The 15,894-nt window shown below is 70.2% G+C and carries 18 protein-coding genes; 13 read left to right on the top strand and 5 right to left on the bottom strand.

Annotation, left to right across the window (positions count from 1 at the left end):
• The first annotated feature begins 68 nt into the window (after positions 1-68).
• From HL658_RS22415 to HL658_RS22405, 3 genes are all read left to right on the top strand, one after another.
• Positions 69-1,064 carry an MDR family oxidoreductase gene (locus HL658_RS22415; protein WP_180283044.1) on the top strand — a complete coding sequence of 332 codons (996 nt, stop codon included), beginning with the start codon at positions 69-71 and terminating at the stop codon, positions 1,062-1,064.
• 174 nt (positions 1,065-1,238) lie between these two features.
• Positions 1,239-1,856: a UDP-N-acetylglucosamine acyltransferase gene (locus tag HL658_RS22410; RefSeq protein ID WP_180283045.1), complete on the top strand. Its 618-nt coding sequence runs from the start codon at positions 1,239-1,241 to the stop codon at positions 1,854-1,856.
• Positions 1,853-2,320 (top strand): outer membrane lipoprotein, encoded by a 468-nt coding sequence (locus HL658_RS22405; RefSeq protein WP_180283046.1) that lies wholly within the window; start codon positions 1,853-1,855, stop codon positions 2,318-2,320. Before HL658_RS22410 ends, HL658_RS22405 begins: the two co-directional genes overlap by 4 nt.
• A gap of 31 nt (positions 2,321-2,351) precedes the next feature.
• Here the strand turns inward: HL658_RS22405 and epmA are convergent, their stop codons facing one another.
• A complete protein-coding gene (gene epmA / locus HL658_RS22400; RefSeq protein WP_180283047.1) occupies positions 2,352-3,407 on the bottom strand; it encodes an EF-P lysine aminoacylase EpmA in 1,056 nt (351 codons plus the stop codon).
• A 150-nt stretch (positions 3,408-3,557) separates the two neighbouring features.
• Between epmA and efp the strand changes: the two genes are divergently transcribed.
• From efp to HL658_RS22375, 5 genes are all read left to right on the top strand, one after another.
• Positions 3,558-4,124 carry an elongation factor P gene (gene efp, locus HL658_RS22395; protein ID WP_180283048.1) on the top strand — a complete coding sequence of 189 codons (567 nt, stop codon included), beginning with the start codon at positions 3,558-3,560 and terminating at the stop codon, positions 4,122-4,124.
• Between the two features lie 10 nt (positions 4,125-4,134).
• The gene (locus HL658_RS22390) at positions 4,135-4,986 is read left to right on the top strand and encodes an inositol monophosphatase family protein (RefSeq protein ID WP_180283049.1); all 852 of its coding nucleotides are present in this window, start codon (positions 4,135-4,137) and stop codon (positions 4,984-4,986) included.
• Between the two features lie 173 nt (positions 4,987-5,159).
• Positions 5,160-5,969: an OmpA family protein gene (locus tag HL658_RS22385; RefSeq protein WP_180283050.1), complete on the top strand. Its 810-nt coding sequence runs from the start codon at positions 5,160-5,162 to the stop codon at positions 5,967-5,969.
• 43 nt (positions 5,970-6,012) lie between these two features.
• The gene (locus tag HL658_RS22380) at positions 6,013-7,155 is read left to right on the top strand and encodes an FUSC family protein (RefSeq protein ID WP_180283051.1); all 1,143 of its coding nucleotides are present in this window, start codon (positions 6,013-6,015) and stop codon (positions 7,153-7,155) included.
• Between the two features lie 42 nt (positions 7,156-7,197).
• Entirely contained in the window at positions 7,198-9,024 is a 1,827-nt protein-coding gene (locus HL658_RS22375) for a peptidoglycan -binding protein (RefSeq protein ID WP_180283052.1), read from the top strand.
• 15 nt (positions 9,025-9,039) lie between these two features.
• Here HL658_RS22375 and HL658_RS22370 read toward each other — a convergent pair whose 3' ends face one another.
• From HL658_RS22370 to HL658_RS22355, 4 genes are all read right to left on the bottom strand, one after another.
• Positions 9,040-9,258, bottom strand: coding sequence for a hypothetical protein (locus HL658_RS22370; protein WP_180283053.1), 219 nt, complete (start codon positions 9,256-9,258; stop codon positions 9,040-9,042).
• Positions 9,259-9,426: 168 nt separating this feature from the next.
• Positions 9,427-10,386: a manganese catalase family protein gene (locus HL658_RS22365; protein ID WP_246337784.1), complete on the bottom strand. Its 960-nt coding sequence runs from the start codon at positions 10,384-10,386 to the stop codon at positions 9,427-9,429.
• Between the two features lie 68 nt (positions 10,387-10,454).
• A complete protein-coding gene (locus HL658_RS22360) occupies positions 10,455-11,162 on the bottom strand; it encodes a 2OG-Fe(II) oxygenase (RefSeq protein WP_180283054.1) in 708 nt (235 codons plus the stop codon).
• A gap of 77 nt (positions 11,163-11,239) precedes the next feature.
• Entirely contained in the window at positions 11,240-12,181 is a 942-nt protein-coding gene (locus HL658_RS22355) for a threonine/serine dehydratase (protein ID WP_180283055.1), read from the bottom strand.
• A gap of 53 nt (positions 12,182-12,234) precedes the next feature.
• Between HL658_RS22355 and HL658_RS22350 the strand changes: the two genes are divergently transcribed.
• From HL658_RS22350 to HL658_RS22330, 5 genes are all read left to right on the top strand, one after another.
• Complete coding sequence (locus HL658_RS22350; RefSeq protein WP_180283056.1) at positions 12,235-12,537, top strand: ArsR/SmtB family transcription factor; 303 nt, start codon at positions 12,235-12,237, stop codon at positions 12,535-12,537.
• A 136-nt stretch (positions 12,538-12,673) separates the two neighbouring features.
• Positions 12,674-13,102 carry a hypothetical protein gene (locus HL658_RS22345; RefSeq protein ID WP_180283057.1) on the top strand — a complete coding sequence of 143 codons (429 nt, stop codon included), beginning with the start codon at positions 12,674-12,676 and terminating at the stop codon, positions 13,100-13,102.
• Complete coding sequence (locus HL658_RS22340; protein ID WP_180283058.1) at positions 13,099-14,826, top strand: hypothetical protein; 1,728 nt, start codon at positions 13,099-13,101, stop codon at positions 14,824-14,826. The genes HL658_RS22345 and HL658_RS22340 overlap by 4 nt, the downstream gene beginning before the upstream one ends.
• A gap of 15 nt (positions 14,827-14,841) precedes the next feature.
• Complete coding sequence (locus HL658_RS22335) at positions 14,842-15,699, top strand: hypothetical protein (protein ID WP_180283059.1); 858 nt, start codon at positions 14,842-14,844, stop codon at positions 15,697-15,699.
• 12 nt (positions 15,700-15,711) lie between these two features.
• The gene (locus tag HL658_RS22330) at positions 15,712-15,891 is read left to right on the top strand and encodes a hypothetical protein (RefSeq protein WP_180283060.1); all 180 of its coding nucleotides are present in this window, start codon (positions 15,712-15,714) and stop codon (positions 15,889-15,891) included.
• The last annotated feature ends 3 nt before the right edge of the window (positions 15,892-15,894 follow it).

Here is a 15,894-nt window from a genome sequence, read left to right as displayed (position 1 = left end):
CCCGCCGGCGCCCGCGTGCTTAGGCTCTCCCGCAACGCACGCCAAAAAACCAACGGGAGAAACGCGCCATGACCGACCGCTTCACCGCCTTCGTGATCGAGGACGCCAACGGCAAGCCCAAGGGCGGCTTCAAGGAGCTGTCCGTCGCCGACCTGCCCGACCATGAGGTGCTGGTCGAGATCGCCTTCTCGGCCCTGAACTACAAGGACGGGCTGGCGGTGTCGGGCAAGGGCCGCATCGCCCGCAAGCTGCCGATGGTGGCCGGCATCGACCTCGCCGGCACGGTGGTGGAATCGCGCGCGCCGGACTGGAAGCCCGGCGACCGGGTGGTGGTCAACGGCTGGGGCCTGTCGGAGACGCAGTGGGGCGCCTATGGCCGCTTCCAGCGGGTGAAGCCGGAGTGGCTGACCCGCTTGCCCGACGTCTTCACCCCAGAACAGGCCATGGCCATCGGCACCGCCGGCTACACCGCCTCGCTCTGCGTCGATGCCCTGGAGGACCGCGGCGTCATTCAGCCCGGCGGTGGGGAGGTGCTGGTCACCGGGGCGGCGGGCGGTGTCGGTTCCGTCGCCATCGCGCTGCTGGCGGCGCGCGGCTATCCCGTCACCGCCTCCACCGGCCGGCCGGAGCAGGCCGATTACCTGAAGGGCCTGGGCGCCACCGGCATCGTCGAGCGGGCCAGCCTGCTGGAGAAGGGCGCGCCCTTGCAGAAGGAGCGCTGGGCCGGTGCCGTCGATTCGGTCGGCGGGATCACGCTGGTCAACGCGCTGTCGCAGACCGTCTATGGCGGCGCCGTCGCTGCCTGCGGGCTGGCCGGCTCCACCGACCTGCCGACGACCGTGCTGCCCTTCATTCTGCGCGGCGTGGCGCTGCTCGGCATCGACAGCGTGATGGCGCCGGCCGCCAGGCGCGAACGCGCCTGGGCGCGGCTGGCCCGCGATCTCGATTCCGGCAAGCTCGCCGCCATGACCACGGTCGAACCGATGTCGAAGCTGCCGGAGCTGGCCGACGCCATCCTCGCCGGCAAGACCCGCGGCCGGGTGGTGATCGACGTGAACCGCTAGCGGACAAACGTCCGACAACGTCTGAGTGCCTGGCCGACCACCTGATCATCGATCGCATGACGGTTGAAAACGGGAGCGTTTCCGCGCTCCCGCTTATCACCACGTGCGGCACGTTGATAGCGATTCCGTTCTGTTGTATAAAGTGCGCATCGCATGTCCAGAATGGCGGCTTGCATGCCAAGAAAGCTCTTTTCGGCGGTTCTTTGTTCCTTTTTTCTCTCGGCGTGCGGCCCGCAGCTTCCCCCGCTGAACTTTTCCGTGCCGAACGTAGGCCCTACACAGACGAAGCTGAACGCCGAATTGAAGGCGATAACCGTCGGTGTTGCCCGGCCCGATGAGGCGACCGGCGACCTGGAGTACGGGGTTGAGTCGGTCGCGCCTCTGTGGAAAACGGCGATCGAGGAAGCCGTCACCAAGATGGCCATCTTCCGTGACGACGCTCCCCGGAAGTTGTCGCTTGCCGTCAAAATCCTGAAGGTGAAGATGCCGGCATTCGGCGGCACCATGGTGACGGAGAGTGCCGCACGGTATGAGATCATCGATCGCAGTGATGGATCGATCATCTTCTCCACTGACGTCGATACGAAGGGTGAAGTGCCTTTCGAATATGCGTTTATCGGCGTCGTCCGTGCGCGGGAAAGCGCCAATCGCTCCATTCAGAACAACATCCTGCAATTCCTTCAACAGCTTGAAACGGTCAACCTGGAACGCCCCATGTTTCCGGCCGGCAGGCCAGCGCCGCAGAACTCCCCGACGGCGCCAACGGGGACCAAGCCGGCTCCTACCTCATGAGGACCAAGGTCGCGCGTATCGGTGCGGTGGCGTGGCTGGGGTTGATGGCCGCAGCCTGCGCGCCGAATATTTCGCCCGATAGCTACGCGGTCGGTTCGGTGGGGCAAGTGAACCGCACCGTCCGCGGGGTCATCATCAGCGCCCGTCCGGTCGCCATTGGCGGGACGCAATCCGGGCTTGGAGCCGGCGCCGGTGCGGTTGCGGGCGGTGCCGCCGGTTCCATGATCGGCGGTAACGTCCAGACCAACATCATCGGCGCGGTCGGCGGTGCCGTGGTCGGCGGCATCGCCGGCGCGATGATCGAGGAGTCTGCCACACGGCAAACCGGCATCGAGTATGTCGTGCAGACCGAGAATGGCGCGTTGCTGACCGTTGTTCAGGGGTCCACGCCAGCGCTTTCCGTCAAGGACCGGGTTCTGGTGATCTACGGCAGCCGGTCGCGGGTGGTTCCGGACCCGACGTGATCCCTGCTCGCGGCGGACTGCAGAAGCGACGTCACGGCCCCGCCACCGGCAGCCACAGCACCTCGTCGATGCGCTCGGCCCCGCTGCACAGCATGACGAGGCGGTCGAAGCCGAGCGCGATGCCACTGCTCTCGGGCAGGCCGTGCTCCAGGGCGGCCAGGAAATCCTCGTCCATCGGGAAGCGCTCGCCGTAGAGCCGTTCCTTGAGATCCATGTCGGCCTCGAAGCGGGCGCGCTGCACGGACGCGTCGGTCAGCTCGCCGAAGGCGTTGGCGAGTTCCAGGCCGCAGGCGTAGAGCTCGAAACGCTCGGCCAGACGCGGGTCCTCCGGCTTGGGGCGCGACAGGGCCGCCATGCAGACGGGGTAATCGGTCAACACGCATGGCACCCCCTCCCCCAGCCGGGGTTCGATGCGGTCGAACATCACGCGGAAGACCAGATCCTCCCAGCGGTCGCCGGGGTGGGGGTGGATGCCGATGCGCGCGACCTCCGCCGCCAGCGCCGCCGGGTCGGGGTCGTGGGTGCCATCCACCGTCGCCAGCAGGTCGATGCCGGCGTATTCCGCGAAGGCGTCGGCCACCGTCAGCACGCGCCAGGGGCGGAAGGGGTCGCACTCCACGCCACGGAAGCGGAACACATTGCGCCCCGCCGCTTCCGCCGCCGCGCGCACCAGATCCACGCAGTCGTCGATCAGGGTCCGGTATCCCTCCCCCGCCCGGTACCATTCGAGCATGGAAAATTCCGGGTGGTGGGTGTCCGAACGCTCGCCGTTGCGGAAGACGTGGGCGAGCTGCCAGAGCCGCGGCACGCCGGCGGCCAGCAGCTTCTTCATGGCGAATTCGGGGCTGGTGTGCAGGTGCAGCCGCAGCCGGTCGGCGGGATCGGTGCCGACCAGTTCGGTGGCGAAGGAGCGCAGGTGCGGCTCCATCCCCGGCGAGACCTGGAGGGCGGGCGTGTCCACCTCGGTGAAGCCCCGCTCCTCGAAGACGCGGCGGATCGCGCGCAGCACGCGGCCGCGCGCCTCCAGATGCGGGCGGCGGCGGGCGAAGGCGTCGGGGCGCCAGGGGGGGATGGTGCTGTTCTTCATGCCCGGAACCATGCACCGGAGCGGTTCCGCCCGCAATCGGCCGCGATTCGGCCAACGCCGACGGGGAAAGCGGCCCCCGGCGTTGCCTCCCCGCGGGCAAGCTGCTAGGGTCCGGCCGCCTCGTCACACGGACATCACGGGTTTACGGTCATGAAGGTCAACGCCAACCAGATGCGCCCCGGCCACGTGCTGGAACACAACGGCAAGCTCTGGGTCATTCAAAAGACGGCCATCGTCCAGCCCGGCAAGGGCGGCGCGTTCATCCAGCTCGAAATGAAGGACGTGCGCACGGGCAACAAGAACATCGAGCGCTTCCGCACCCAGGAGACGGTCGAGCGCGCCCGCCTGGACGAGCACGACATGACCTTCCTGTTCGGTGAAGGCGACAACTTCACCTTCATGGACAAGGAAAGCTACGAGCAGATCAGCATTCCGCGCGACATCATCGGCGACCAGGCCGTGTTCCTGCAGGACGGGATGGAAGTGACGGTGCAGAGCTTCGAGGGCGCCCCGCTCTCGGTCGAGCTGCCGCCCAAGGTGACCCTGGAGATCGTCGAGGCCGACCCGGTGGTGAAGGGGCAGACCGCGTCCTCCTCCTACAAGCCGGCGAAGCTGGAGAACGGCGTGTCGATCCTGGTCCCGCCGCACATCGGCGCCGGCACCAAGGTGATCGTCGACACCGCCACCGGCGAATACGTCGAACGCGCAAAGGACTGATACAGGCATCATGGCAGCCCGCTCCGCCCTCATCAATGTGATGGCCCGCGCCGCCGAAAAGGCGGCCAAGGGTCTCGTGCGCGACTTCGGCGAGGTGGAGCATCTCCAGGTCTCGCGCAAGGGACCGGCCGACTTCGTGTCCGTCGCCGACACCCGCGCGGAGAAGATCCTGCGCGAGGAGCTGGCGAAGGCGCGGCCCGACTTCGGCTTTCTGATGGAGGAGTCCGGCGGCAGCAAGGGCCGCGACGACACCACCCGCTGGATTGTCGACCCGCTGGACGGCACCACCAACTTCCTGCACGGCCTGCCGCACTGGGCCATCTCCATCGCGGTGGAGAAGGCCGGGGAGATCGTCGCCGGCGTGGTGTATGAACCCGTGCACGACGAGCTGTTCTGGGCGGAGAAGGGCGCCGGCGCCTTCCTCAACCACAGCCGGCTGCGCGTGTCCGAGCGCCGCCGGATGGAGGACGCGCTGATCGCCACCGGCATCCCCTTCAAGGGCCACGGCGACAGCGCGCAGTTCCAGACCGAGCTGAACGCGCTGATGATGGAGGTGGCGGGCATCCGCCGATGGGGAGCGGCGTCGCTCGACCTCGCCTACGTCGCGGCCGGGCGCTACGACGGCTATTGGGAGCGCGGGCTGTCGCCCTGGGACTGCGCTGCCGGGTCGCTGATGGTGACCGAGGCCGGCGGTTTCGTCGGCGAGATCGGCGGCGGCCGCAACCCGGTGTTCGGCGGCTCCATCCTGGCGGCCAACGCGCATCTGCATCTGCCGCTCGCCAAGGTGCTGCGGGGTGCCGAACGGACGAAGCCGTCCAGCCCCTCGGCGGGTGCCGCGGCATCACCCGAACGATCGGGGTAGGCATCCGGCTCATTGGACGGAGCCTCCCTCGCACACGGCCAAAGCGGTTGTCGCTTTGCCGATCCTTGGGCTATGGTCCCCCGGTGTTTCAATGGCTTCGCGGCGTCCGCGCCGCGTCGGAAAGGGAGTGGTCCGCGGGCATGACCGGCCGGTCGTCAGCGCGTGCGAGGGGCGTGTGCGCCGCGATCGCGGTCGCGACCGCCGTCATGCTGGCGTCGCCGTCGGGGCTGCTGGCGCAGACGGCACCCGCGGCCGCCGTCCAGGGTGCTCCCGGCCAGGGCGCTCCCGGCCAGCCGGCGCGCATCCTGCCGCCGCCGCCGCCCGGTGCCATGGGTCTGACGCTGGAGAACGCCAGGCCGCTGCCGGTGCCGACGCGTCCCGCGCTCGGCACCCCGCCGGCACCGAAGGCACCGCCGCGCCTCGTCCTGCCGGAGGTGATGGCGGCACCGCCGCCCCCGCAGATCACGGCGGAGGCGCCGATCCCGCCGCCCCCACCGCCGGCCGCGATCCCCAACGTGCCGCAATCGCTGCGCAACCAACCGGGACCGCCGGTTCCGACGCCGGGGTCGCAGGTCGCCACCGCGCCGCCGCCGCGCCCGCAGGCGCCGCAACCCACCGCACCCGCCGCCCTGCCGCCACCGCCGGCCGTTTCGGCGCCACTGCCTGCGGGCCCGCTCACCGTCACCTTCGCGGCGGGTGAGGTGGATCTGCCGGCCAGCGTCGATGCGCTGCTGGCCCCGGTGGCGGAACGGCTGCGCACGCGGGAGACGGCGCGGCTCCAGCTCTTCTCCTACGCCAGCGGCACCGAGGAGACGGCGCGCGAGGCGCGGCAGCTGTCGCTGGCGCGGGCTCTGGTGCTGCGCGAGCGGCTGACCGCCTACGGCATCCGCAGCACCCGCATCGACATCCGAGCGCTCGGCACCGGCGCCCCCGCGAAGGACGGGCCGCAGGACCGCATCGACCTGGAGTTCGTCAACGACTGAGCCGGCCCATCCGCCGCGCCGCACCCCGGAGGTTCCTGCCCCGATGTCGCGCCCCGAGCGCTATCTGACCCGGATGGCCCTGTTCCTGGCCGTGGTGGTCACCGTGGTGGCGCTCCTCTACGCGCCGCTGCGCAGCTCCTTCATGCACAACCCCGTGCTCAACGGCGTCATCCTGGGCACGCTTGTCCTGGGCGTGGTCTTCATCTTCCGGCAGGTGGTGATGCTGCGGCGGGAGGTGGCGTGGCTGGAGCATTTTCAGCAGGCCCGCCCCAGCGCCTCGTCCGAGGAGCCCGAGCCGGTGCTGCTCGCCCCCATGGCCCGCATGCTGGGCGAGCGCAAGGGTCGGCTGATCCTGTCGGCGCTGTCCATGCGCTCGCTGCTCGACGGCATCTCGGCCCGGCTGGACGAATCGCGGGAGCTGTCGCGCTACCTGATCGGGCTGCTGATCTTCCTGGGGCTGCTCGGCACCTTCTGGGGCCTGTTGGGAACGGTGCAGTCGGTCGGCAACGTCATCGGCTCGCTGTCGGTGCAGGGTGGCGACGTCGGCGTGATGTTCCAGGGCCTGCAACAGGGGCTGGAAGCGCCGCTGACCGGCATGGGCACGGCCTTCAGCTCGTCGCTGTTCGGGCTCGCCGGGTCGCTTGTGCTGGGCTTCCTGGAACTCCAGGCGAGCCAAGCGCAGAACCGCTTCTTCCAGGATCTGGAGGACTGGCTGTCCGGCGCCACCCGGCTGTCGAGCGGGGCCGGCGGGCTGGAGACCGGCGACCAGTCGATCCCCGCCTATCTCCAAGCGCTGCTGGAGCAGACGGCGGAGAATCTCGATACGCTCCAGCGCACCGTGGCGGCCTCGGAGGAGGGGCGGCGCACCGCCAGCCAGGGCCTCATGCAGCTCACCGAGCGGCTGACCATGCTGACCGACCAGATGCGCGCCGAACAGCAGCTCATGCTGCGTCTTGCCGAGGGGCAGGGGGACATGAAGACGCTGCTGGCCCGCCTCACCGACGCCACGGTCGGCGGGTTGGATGAGGCGTCGCGCCAGCATCTGCGCAACGTCGACGTCTATCTGGCCCGGCTGGTCGAGGAGGCGTCCGCCGGGCGCACCCAGGCGGTGGCCGAGATCCGCAGCGAGATCAAGATCCTCACCCGCACCATCGCGGCCCTGGCCGAAGAGGCGGAATCGCGCTGACGGGCCCGCCCCCGCGGCGCCGGAACAAGGTAGGGAACGAGCATGGCCGGCAACAGCCGCCGCAACGGCCACCGCGAGATCAACGCCTGGCCCGGATGGGTGGACGCCCTGTCGTCCCTCATCATGGTGGTCATGTTCCTGCTGATGGTGTTCGTGGTGGCGCAGTTCTACATGGCCACCGCGCTGACCGGGCGGGACGAGCAGCTCACCCGGCTCAACGCACGTGTCGCCGAGCTGAACGACCTGCTGGCCCTGGAGCGGGAGGCGAACGCCGACCTGCGCCTGGGCATCGCCCAGGTGTCCGACGAGCTGCAGGCATCCACCGCCGCGCGCGAGGACATGACCAGCCAGCTCGCGACCCTGCAGGACGACCGCGACCAGCTCGCCCGCGCGGCGGAGGAGCTGCGCAGCACCGTCCGGGCCGACCGCGAGACCATCGAGCTGCGGCTGCGCGAGGTGGCCAGCCTGCAGAACGACCTGAAGGCTCTGCGCGAGGCGCGCGAGCGGTTGGAGGTCGAGGTTGCGGCCCTGTCGCGCCTCAGCGACACGCTGCGCAGCCGCGCCGAGACCGCCGAGCGCGACCGCGCGCAGACCGCCGAAACCCTGCAACGCACCGACGACAGCCTGAGGCGCACCGACGAGCAGCGCCAGCGGTTGCTGGCCGAACTCGGCACCGCCCGCGACCGCGCCGACAACGCCGAGCGGCAGGCGACGGCCCTCGGCACCGACCTCACCGCCGCGTGGGAGCGTGCCGAGGCCGCCGAGCGGCAGGCCGCGACCCTCGGCACCGACCTGACCGCAACGCGCGAGCGCGCCGAGGCCGCGGAGCGACAGGCATCCGCGCTCGGCAGGGACCTCAAGGCGGCCCGTGAACGCGCCGGCACGGCGGAGGAGGAACGCTCGCGGCTGGCCGACAAGCTGCGCCTGACCGACGAGCAGGTCCGCAAGCTGATGGCCGACCTCGACTCCCAGCGCGCCCGAGCCGAGACCGCCGAAACCGAGCGTAGCCGCACCGCCGAAGCGCTGCGCCTGACGGAGGAGCAGAAGCGGCTGCTGATGGCCGATCTCGGTGCGCTGCGCGACCGCTCGCGCGAGCTGGAGTCCAGCCTGTCCGATCAGAAGGAGCGCACGGTGCTGGCGCAGAAGGCCATCGACCAGCGCGACATCCGCATCACCGAACTGCTGTCCGCGATCGACACCACCAAGGCCGCGCTCTCGGGCGAACAGGAGCTGACCACCCGCAGCCGCGTGCAGGTGACGCTGCTGAACCAGCAGATCGCCGCCCTTCGCGAACAGCTCGCCCGCATCAGCGCCACGCTGGAGGCGTCGGAGAAGAAGGGCGAGGAGCAGCGGGTGCAGATCGCCGACCTCGGCTCCCGCCTCAACCAGGCGCTCGCCAGCAAGGTGCAGGAACTCGCCCGCTACCGGTCGGAGTTCTTCGGCCGCGTGCGCGAGGCCTTGGGCAACCGGCCGGACGTGCGCATCGTCGGCGACCGCTTCGTCTTCCAGTCCGAACTGTTGTTCCCCTCCGGTGCGGCGTCGCTGGAGGCGGCCGGGCGGGAGCGGCTGGGGCAGCTCGCGCAGTCGCTGATCGATGTGGCGAAGACCATGCCGTCCGACATCAACTGGGTGCTGCGGGTGGACGGTCACACCGACTCGCGGCCGATCAACACGGCGCAGTTCCCCTCCAACTGGGAACTGTCGGCGGCGCGCGCCATCTCGGTGGCCAAATACCTGATCGAGCAGGGCATCCCGCCCGGCCGGCTGGCGGTCGCCGGCTTCGGCGAAAACCAGCCGCTCGACCCGTCCGGCAGCGAGGATGCCATGGCCCGCAACCGCCGGATCGAGCTGAAGCTGGACCAGCGGTAGCTGCGGCACGACCCGTCAGCGCCGCGTGGTCCGGCTGGACGGCGCGCGGCGGCGGGTCGGCTTGGGTGGCGGCAGGGTGCGGGGTAGCAGGCCGATGGCCTGGGCGCAGTCGTCGTGCCAGAGGAACCCTGGGCGGTCTGGCAGCCAGAACATCGGCTCACCCAGCAACACCTCGTGGCCGCAGTGGCTGCACACGAGCACGGACAAGGCTGCCGCGGTTCGATCGTTCTGCATCAGGCCGGATTCAGCGGACGAAGGCACGGACATTGATGCACGAACGGATAGTTCCTAGCAAGAGTGTGGATATTGCCTTTCCACCGAATGGAACGGGCGCCGGTCTCCCGACGCCCATTCATGCCCTGGCCGGCAGTCAGCCGGCCACCCGCTTGGTCTTGCCGGCGCTCAGCCCGACACCTGCTTGGTCTTGCCGGCACCCGGCCCGGCGCCGAGGTCGGCGCCCGTCGTCGGATCCCTGGACAGGTCGGATTTGGTGCGCTCCGCCACCTTCTCCACCGCGGCGATTTCGGCCGCCGCGAGGCGCACCGTGGCGTTGCCGTCGCCGCCGTCCACCGCCGACTGGTCCTGGCGGAGGTCGACATACTCCCACTGTTCGCCCTGGTTCCACGGGCCGCGCGCGTCACCCGGACCCTGGCTCATGTTGTAGTATTTGTTGGCATACTCCGGGATGCCGGGCAGCTTGCCGGGCGGGAAGTTGTTCTCGATGCTGTAGAGCGCCTTCTCGAAGGACTTCTGGTGCGCCACCTCGCGGGTCATCAGGAAGCCCAGCGCTTCCTTCACACCCGGATCGGGCGTGACGTTCATCAGGCGCTCATAGAGGATCTTGGCCCGCGACTCGGCGGCGATGTTGGAGCGCAGATCGCAGGTCGGATCGCCGATCGAATCGACATAGGCCGCCGTCCACGGCACGCCGGCGGAATTCGTCAGCGCCGGCCCGCCGCCATAGAGCAGCGACAGGGTGTGGCTGTCGCCACCGGCGGTGATGTTGGCCAGCATGTCGGCGGTCTCCTCCGCCCCTTCCGCCAGCTTGCCCTTCACGCCCTTGGTGAGCATGGCGACGATGCTGCCGATCACCTCCAGGTGGCTCAGCTCCTCGGTCGCGATGTCGATCAACAGGTCCTTGCGGCCGGGATCCTCCTCGGCCAGACCCTGCACGAAATAACGCATGGCCGCCGCCAGCTCGCCCTGCGGCCCGCCGAACTGCTCCAGCATCAGGCTGGCCAGCTTGGGATCGGGCTCCGACACGCGCACCGTGTACATAAGCCGCTTGTTGTGCATGAACATGCGGAAGAACCCCTCGTCCAGAGTGATGACCGGATGGAGCGCGCTTCGCGGCGGGGGCATGGCCCCTGCCGGCGCGCTCCAGGTCCGTCAACAGGGCCTTCTTAGAGGCGTTCCAAAAAATCGGCGCCTCAGCGGGCGTCGTGGAAGATGATGCCGGCCGTGAAGCGCTCGCCCGAGCGGACGCGGCTGACACCGTGCCGCAAATTCACCCGGTGGAAGCCGCGGGTGCCGCGCGCCGGGCGGTGGCGCACCGCGAAGATGGCGGCCTGGAGGTGGCCCAGCGGCACCACCTCGGCCCGCGACTGGACGCGCGGGCGCTGCTCCACCAGCGTGAACTCGCCGCCGGTGAAGTCCACGCCCGGCCGCGACAGCAGCAGCACCATCTGGAAGGGGAAGACCATGTCGCCGTAGAGATCCTGGTGCAGGCAGTTGAAGTCGTCCGGCCCGTACTTCAGCAGCAGCGGCGTCGGCTTGACCTGTCCCGCGGCGTGGCATTCGGCGAGGTAGCCGTCGAGCGTGGCGGGGTAGCGGCGTGCGTCGCGCAGCCGTTCGTTCCACAGGTCGGCAATGGGGGCGAGACGTGGGTAGGCCGCCTGCCGGAGCGCCGCGACGGGCGGCGGCAAGGGATAGGCGAAATACTTGTACTCCCCGCGGCCATACCCATGGCGCTCCATGACCACCCGGTTGCGGAAGCGGTCCTTGTCCGGGTAGAGCGCCACGAGGTCCCGCGCTTCCGCCTCGGCGAGGAGCGGCCCGGTGACGGCCACGCCCGTCTCCTCCAGATCGCGGGCGATGGCGGTCCAGTCCAAAGCGTCGATGGCGGTGGCGCGGGTCATGCGGGCATCCGGGTCGGTGGCGGAACCGGCAGGCTGCGGCAAGCGCCGCGCCCGTCCAACCCGGATCTTGCGACGCGTCAGCGGCCGAAGTCGACCGCCGTGGTGTTGGCCCCGCACAGCAGCACCGCCACCCGCTCGTCCGGGCGCGGCCGGTAGGCGCCGGACAGCAGCGCCGCGAAGGCGGCGGCCCCGCCGGGTTCCACCACCACGCGCAGACGATCCCACAGCAGGCGCTGGGCCGCGGTGATGGCGTCGTCGGCGACCAGCACCGAGCGGGCGACGTGGCGCTGCGCGATCGGGAACATCAGCCCGCCGACCTGCCGCGGGGCCAGCGAATCGGCGGCGACGCCGCCGGCCGGCGCATCGACGGGCCGGCCGGCCTGCAAGGCGCGGTGCAGCGTCGGCGCCTCCGCCGGTTCGACCGCGACGACCGACACGCGGCCCCCGAACCACGCGGCGATTCCACCGATCAGCCCGCCGCCGCCGACCGCGACCAGCAGGGTGTCGACCTCGGGAAGCTGCTCCTCCGTCTCCAGCCCGACGCTGCCCTGGCCCAGCAGCGTCTCCCGCTCGTCGTAGGCGTGGACGGTCAGCACGCCGGCGGTGGCGGCGAAGGCTTCCATGGCGGCCAGCGCGTCGGCGTAGCGGTCGCCGCCGACCACCAGCTCGGCCCCGTAGGCGCGGATCCGCTCCAGCTTGGCGGGCGAGGCCACCGTCGGCACGAAGATTCGCGCCGGCAGGCCGAGGCGGGAGGCGGCGTAGGCCACCGCCGCGCCATGGTTCCCACCCGACGCCGCGGCGACCCCGGCGGACGGCACGGCGCGGCCCAGCATGTGGGCGAAGGCGCCGCGCGCCTTGAAGGAGCCGCTGTGCTGCAGGAACTCCAGCTTCACATGCAAGGCGCCGGCGGCCAGCCCGAACTCGGCAGGGTCCAGCGCCAGCGTCGGCGTGCGCCGCACATGCGGGCGGATCAGCCGCTCCGTCGCGGCGATGGCGTCCCGCGTGATCCCGATCTCCATGCGTATCCGCTCCCGTGCTTGACTTGGACGGCATTATATAGGAACATTCCTATATGTCTATCGCCCCGATCACCCGCGCGCTGGCCAGCGAGAAGCGCCTGCTCATCCTGTCCTGGCTCAAGGACCCGCGGGCGCATTTTCCACCCCAGTTGGACGGCGATCTGGTCGAGGACGGGGTCTGCGTCGTGCTGATCGCGGAGAAGCTGGGCGTCAGTCAGCCCACCGCGACCGCCCACCTGCAACGGCTGGCCGAGGTGGGGTTGCTGCGGGCCAAGCGGGTGAAGCAGTGGACCTTCTACAAGCGGGACGAAACCGCCATCGCCAGGATCCGCGCCGCGGTGGCCGAGGCGCTGTGAGCAGCGCTGCCAAAGCGGCTGCCATTACAAATCGAAACGTAACCTTTTGTTAAGGGTACCACGACAGCCTGCGGGTGTATGCGCCCCATCCCTTCGTGGTGGCCCCACCCCGTTCGAGCGTCGCGGAACCCCACCCTTGCTGCTGATCCGCAAAACCCAGATGAAGTCGCTGGAGCGGGCCATGCTCGCCCGCTTCCGCGCCACCGCCCGCGCGCAGTTGCTGGGCGCGCTTCCCGCCGGAACGCCGGAGGAGCGCGTGGATGCGCTTCTGGACCACGGGCTCGCCAGCGCCACCGCCGCGGGCATGGAGACGGAGCAGCAGCATCTGCGCTTCCTGTCCGTCATGGCGGCGCTGGGGCCGGATTTCGACCGCGACCCGGCCCGGCCGCGGCTGGGCGAGACGCTGCGCCAGGGGCTGCCGCCCTGGATGGCGCTGGACCGGCTGGAGGCCTTCGCCCGCGGCGAGGACCCCGACGCGGAGGAGCGTGCCGTGCTGCGCGCCTTCGCCGCTCCTTCTCCGATCGAGGCATCCGCCGTCGAAACGCCGGAGGCGGTGGAGGCATGACCGCGACGCGCGACGCCGGCACCAAGCCGGGGCAAACGACCCTGCCCTGCGGGCGGGACGCGCCGCCCTGCTGCGTCACCAAGCTGCTGGTGTCCTGCGGCCATTCCGAGCGCGGCTACATCCTGCAGGTGCCCAACCAGCCGACGCGCAACGGGGTCTGCCTGCTGCAGATGGTGGCGTCCGACACGGTGACCATCGACGGCGGGCCGCAGCGCGCGGCGCTGAAGACGCTGCGGGTGCGCGATCTGGCGCGCATCCACCTGATCGGCGGGCCCTGCCGCCAGGGCCACCCGTCCGGCAAGGGGCCGGGTGCCAACACGCTGGTGCGCGACAAAATCCCCGCCAAGAACCTGCGGCCGGTGGTGCGGGTGAGCGGACCGGACATCGACGTCACCCTGCCCTCCCCCTACGCGGTCAGCGTCTATGGGCCGGAGGCGACCTTCGGCATGGACGACATCGCCATGGTCCGCGCCGGCGCGCCGCTGGCCGGGCTGGCGCTGGACCTGCTGGACTTCATCCGCAAATTCCTGATGCCGGCGGAGCCCTACGTCTACACCGCCTATGTGGACGCCTGCGCGGCGCCGAGGATGGCGGCGGTGATCGAGGTGTTTCCCAAACAGTCCTGGGAAGGCGCCTTCGCCGTCAGCTTCGAGCAGAAGCGGGAAAAGACCGTCCTGCTCGACCCCTACAGCCGTTCCAACGCCAAGGCGGCGAAGGGCAAGGCGGCGGGCGCGCTGGCGCCCTACAAATGGAACGAGAAGGCGGTGGAGACGCGGCAGATGGGCATGGCCATCGCCGTGGCGCTGACCGCCAAGTACGGCAACCAGTCGGTCACGGTGCGGCCCTTCCTGCGCACCAAGGAGTTCCCGGCCAAGAAGCTCGTCACCTTCGTCGGCAAGTTCAAGGAGCTGGTGGCGGTCGGCGCCAAGCCCAACCCGCGCACCCGCACCCGCGGCTCCTGGACCATCAACCTGCCGACCGTGCAGGTCAGCGGCAAGCTGGAGAATGTCGAGAAGAAGGGCCAGTGGTACGTCGGGTGGGAAGGGGCCATCGCGCTCAACTTCCAGCCGCTGATCGGCGCCTCGATGGAGGCGGACCTGCTGGAATGGTTCCTCAAGACCTTCGAGCACACCCCCCACCCCGTCGCCAAGGCCATCATCAAGGTGGCGCTGTGGGCCAAGGAGCGGGCACGCCAGGCGGAGGTGCTGGACGTGGCGCTGGTGCTGAAAGGCGCCGGCAGCATCGAGGGTGGGCTGGCCTGGAAGATCAACAGCGACGCCCACGACCCCAACCGCCCGCGCTGGCAGCCCGACGAGGGCAGCGTCGGCGGCAAGTTCGAGCTGAGCCTGGAAGGGCTGGTGGAGGCCAAGTCCGATTTCTGGAACGTCGCGGCCGGCGGGCGGCTCGGCGGCCTGACCGGGATCAGCGGCAAGGTCACCCACGACATGAACAAGAAGGGCGGCGACTCCATCGAATGGCAGGTCGGGTGGGACGGGCTGACCATCTTCTACTCCACCTACGTGCGCAAGATGGCGGGCAGCGAATCGGGCCCGGCCCCCACCTCCAAGCCGCAGCACAAGGTCGGCACCGACGACAAGGAGCGGGTGGGCGAGACGGGCAAGACCTTCACGGTCTTCGAACCCTACTACTACCCGCCCAAGCCGCCCGCCCTGTCCGCCACCCAGAAGCCGGACAAGACCACCATGTCGGAATTCGTCGCGTGACCGGAGCGCCCTGACATGCCCACCCGCGACCACATCGTCACGCTCCGCCTGTCGGCCGGCGGCTGCCGCTACGACGTGCGGGTCAACGACGTGCCGGTGTTCCAGGACCTGGAACACGGCCACCCGATGACCGCGTCCATGCTGGTCAACGAGTCCATCGCCCCCGGCGCCAACGCGCTGAGCATCCGCATGCTGCCGCCGCCCGGCGAATCCGCCCTGGTGGAGGACAGCCGTGTCGAGGCGGTGCTGACCATCCGCCCCCACACCCGGCCCAAGGGCGACGACGTGGCGCTGACCACCCTGTCCCTGCGCGGCGGGCGGCCACGGCCGGAGGACGCGGTGGCGGACAGCACGCCACCGGGCGGCACGTCCTGGGGCTCGGTCGGGGCGGCCGACGCGGCACCGCTGCCGCCCGCCGGTCTCGCAGCGCGGCGCACCGTCTCCTTCGCCCTGCCCGCCCACGCGTGGCGCTGGCTGTCCAGCGACCGCATCCCCGACGACGACGCCACGCGGCGGGAGCTGGAACGGCGCTACAGCCGCATCCGGGACCTGCTGGCGGAGGGGCGCACGGACTGGATCCCCACCACCATGCGCGAGCGGCACCAGGAGATGGCGCTGGCCCTGTTCGAGGCGCCGGAGGCGGTGGAGGCGGCCAACGGCCTGTTCGCCGCCGCGCGCGATCCCGGCCTGTCCCTGCACCCGCTGGAGCTGCCGGACGCCGAGATGCAGGTGTTCGGCGACGGGCGGCTCGCCCGGCTCGTGCGCTGGGACGGGCGGCCGCTGATCGTCTTCGTGGCGCGCGACGGCTCGGGTGCGGACTACTTCCCGATCACCTTCCGGCGCCAGGGCGCCGACTGGATCCTCTGCCGCTGAAGGACCTGCGCCATGGACGCCATCGTGGACCTGCTGAAGCTTCTGAATTCGCTGGTCCGCCTGATGCGGGACCTGGACGGCGGTGTGTTCCTGTGGCTCGTGGGGATCGTGGCGCTGGTCGTGTTCGTGGTGCTGGTCATCACGGTGGTCGAGCGGATGCGGGCGCGCCGAAACGGTGGCGGGGCGGCGTGAGTG

Source organism: Azospirillum oleiclasticum, from assembly GCF_013423485.1.
Classification (GTDB): domain Bacteria; phylum Pseudomonadota; class Alphaproteobacteria; order Azospirillales; family Azospirillaceae; genus Azospirillum; species Azospirillum oleiclasticum.
This window is presented reverse-complemented; position numbering and strand designations above follow the sequence as displayed.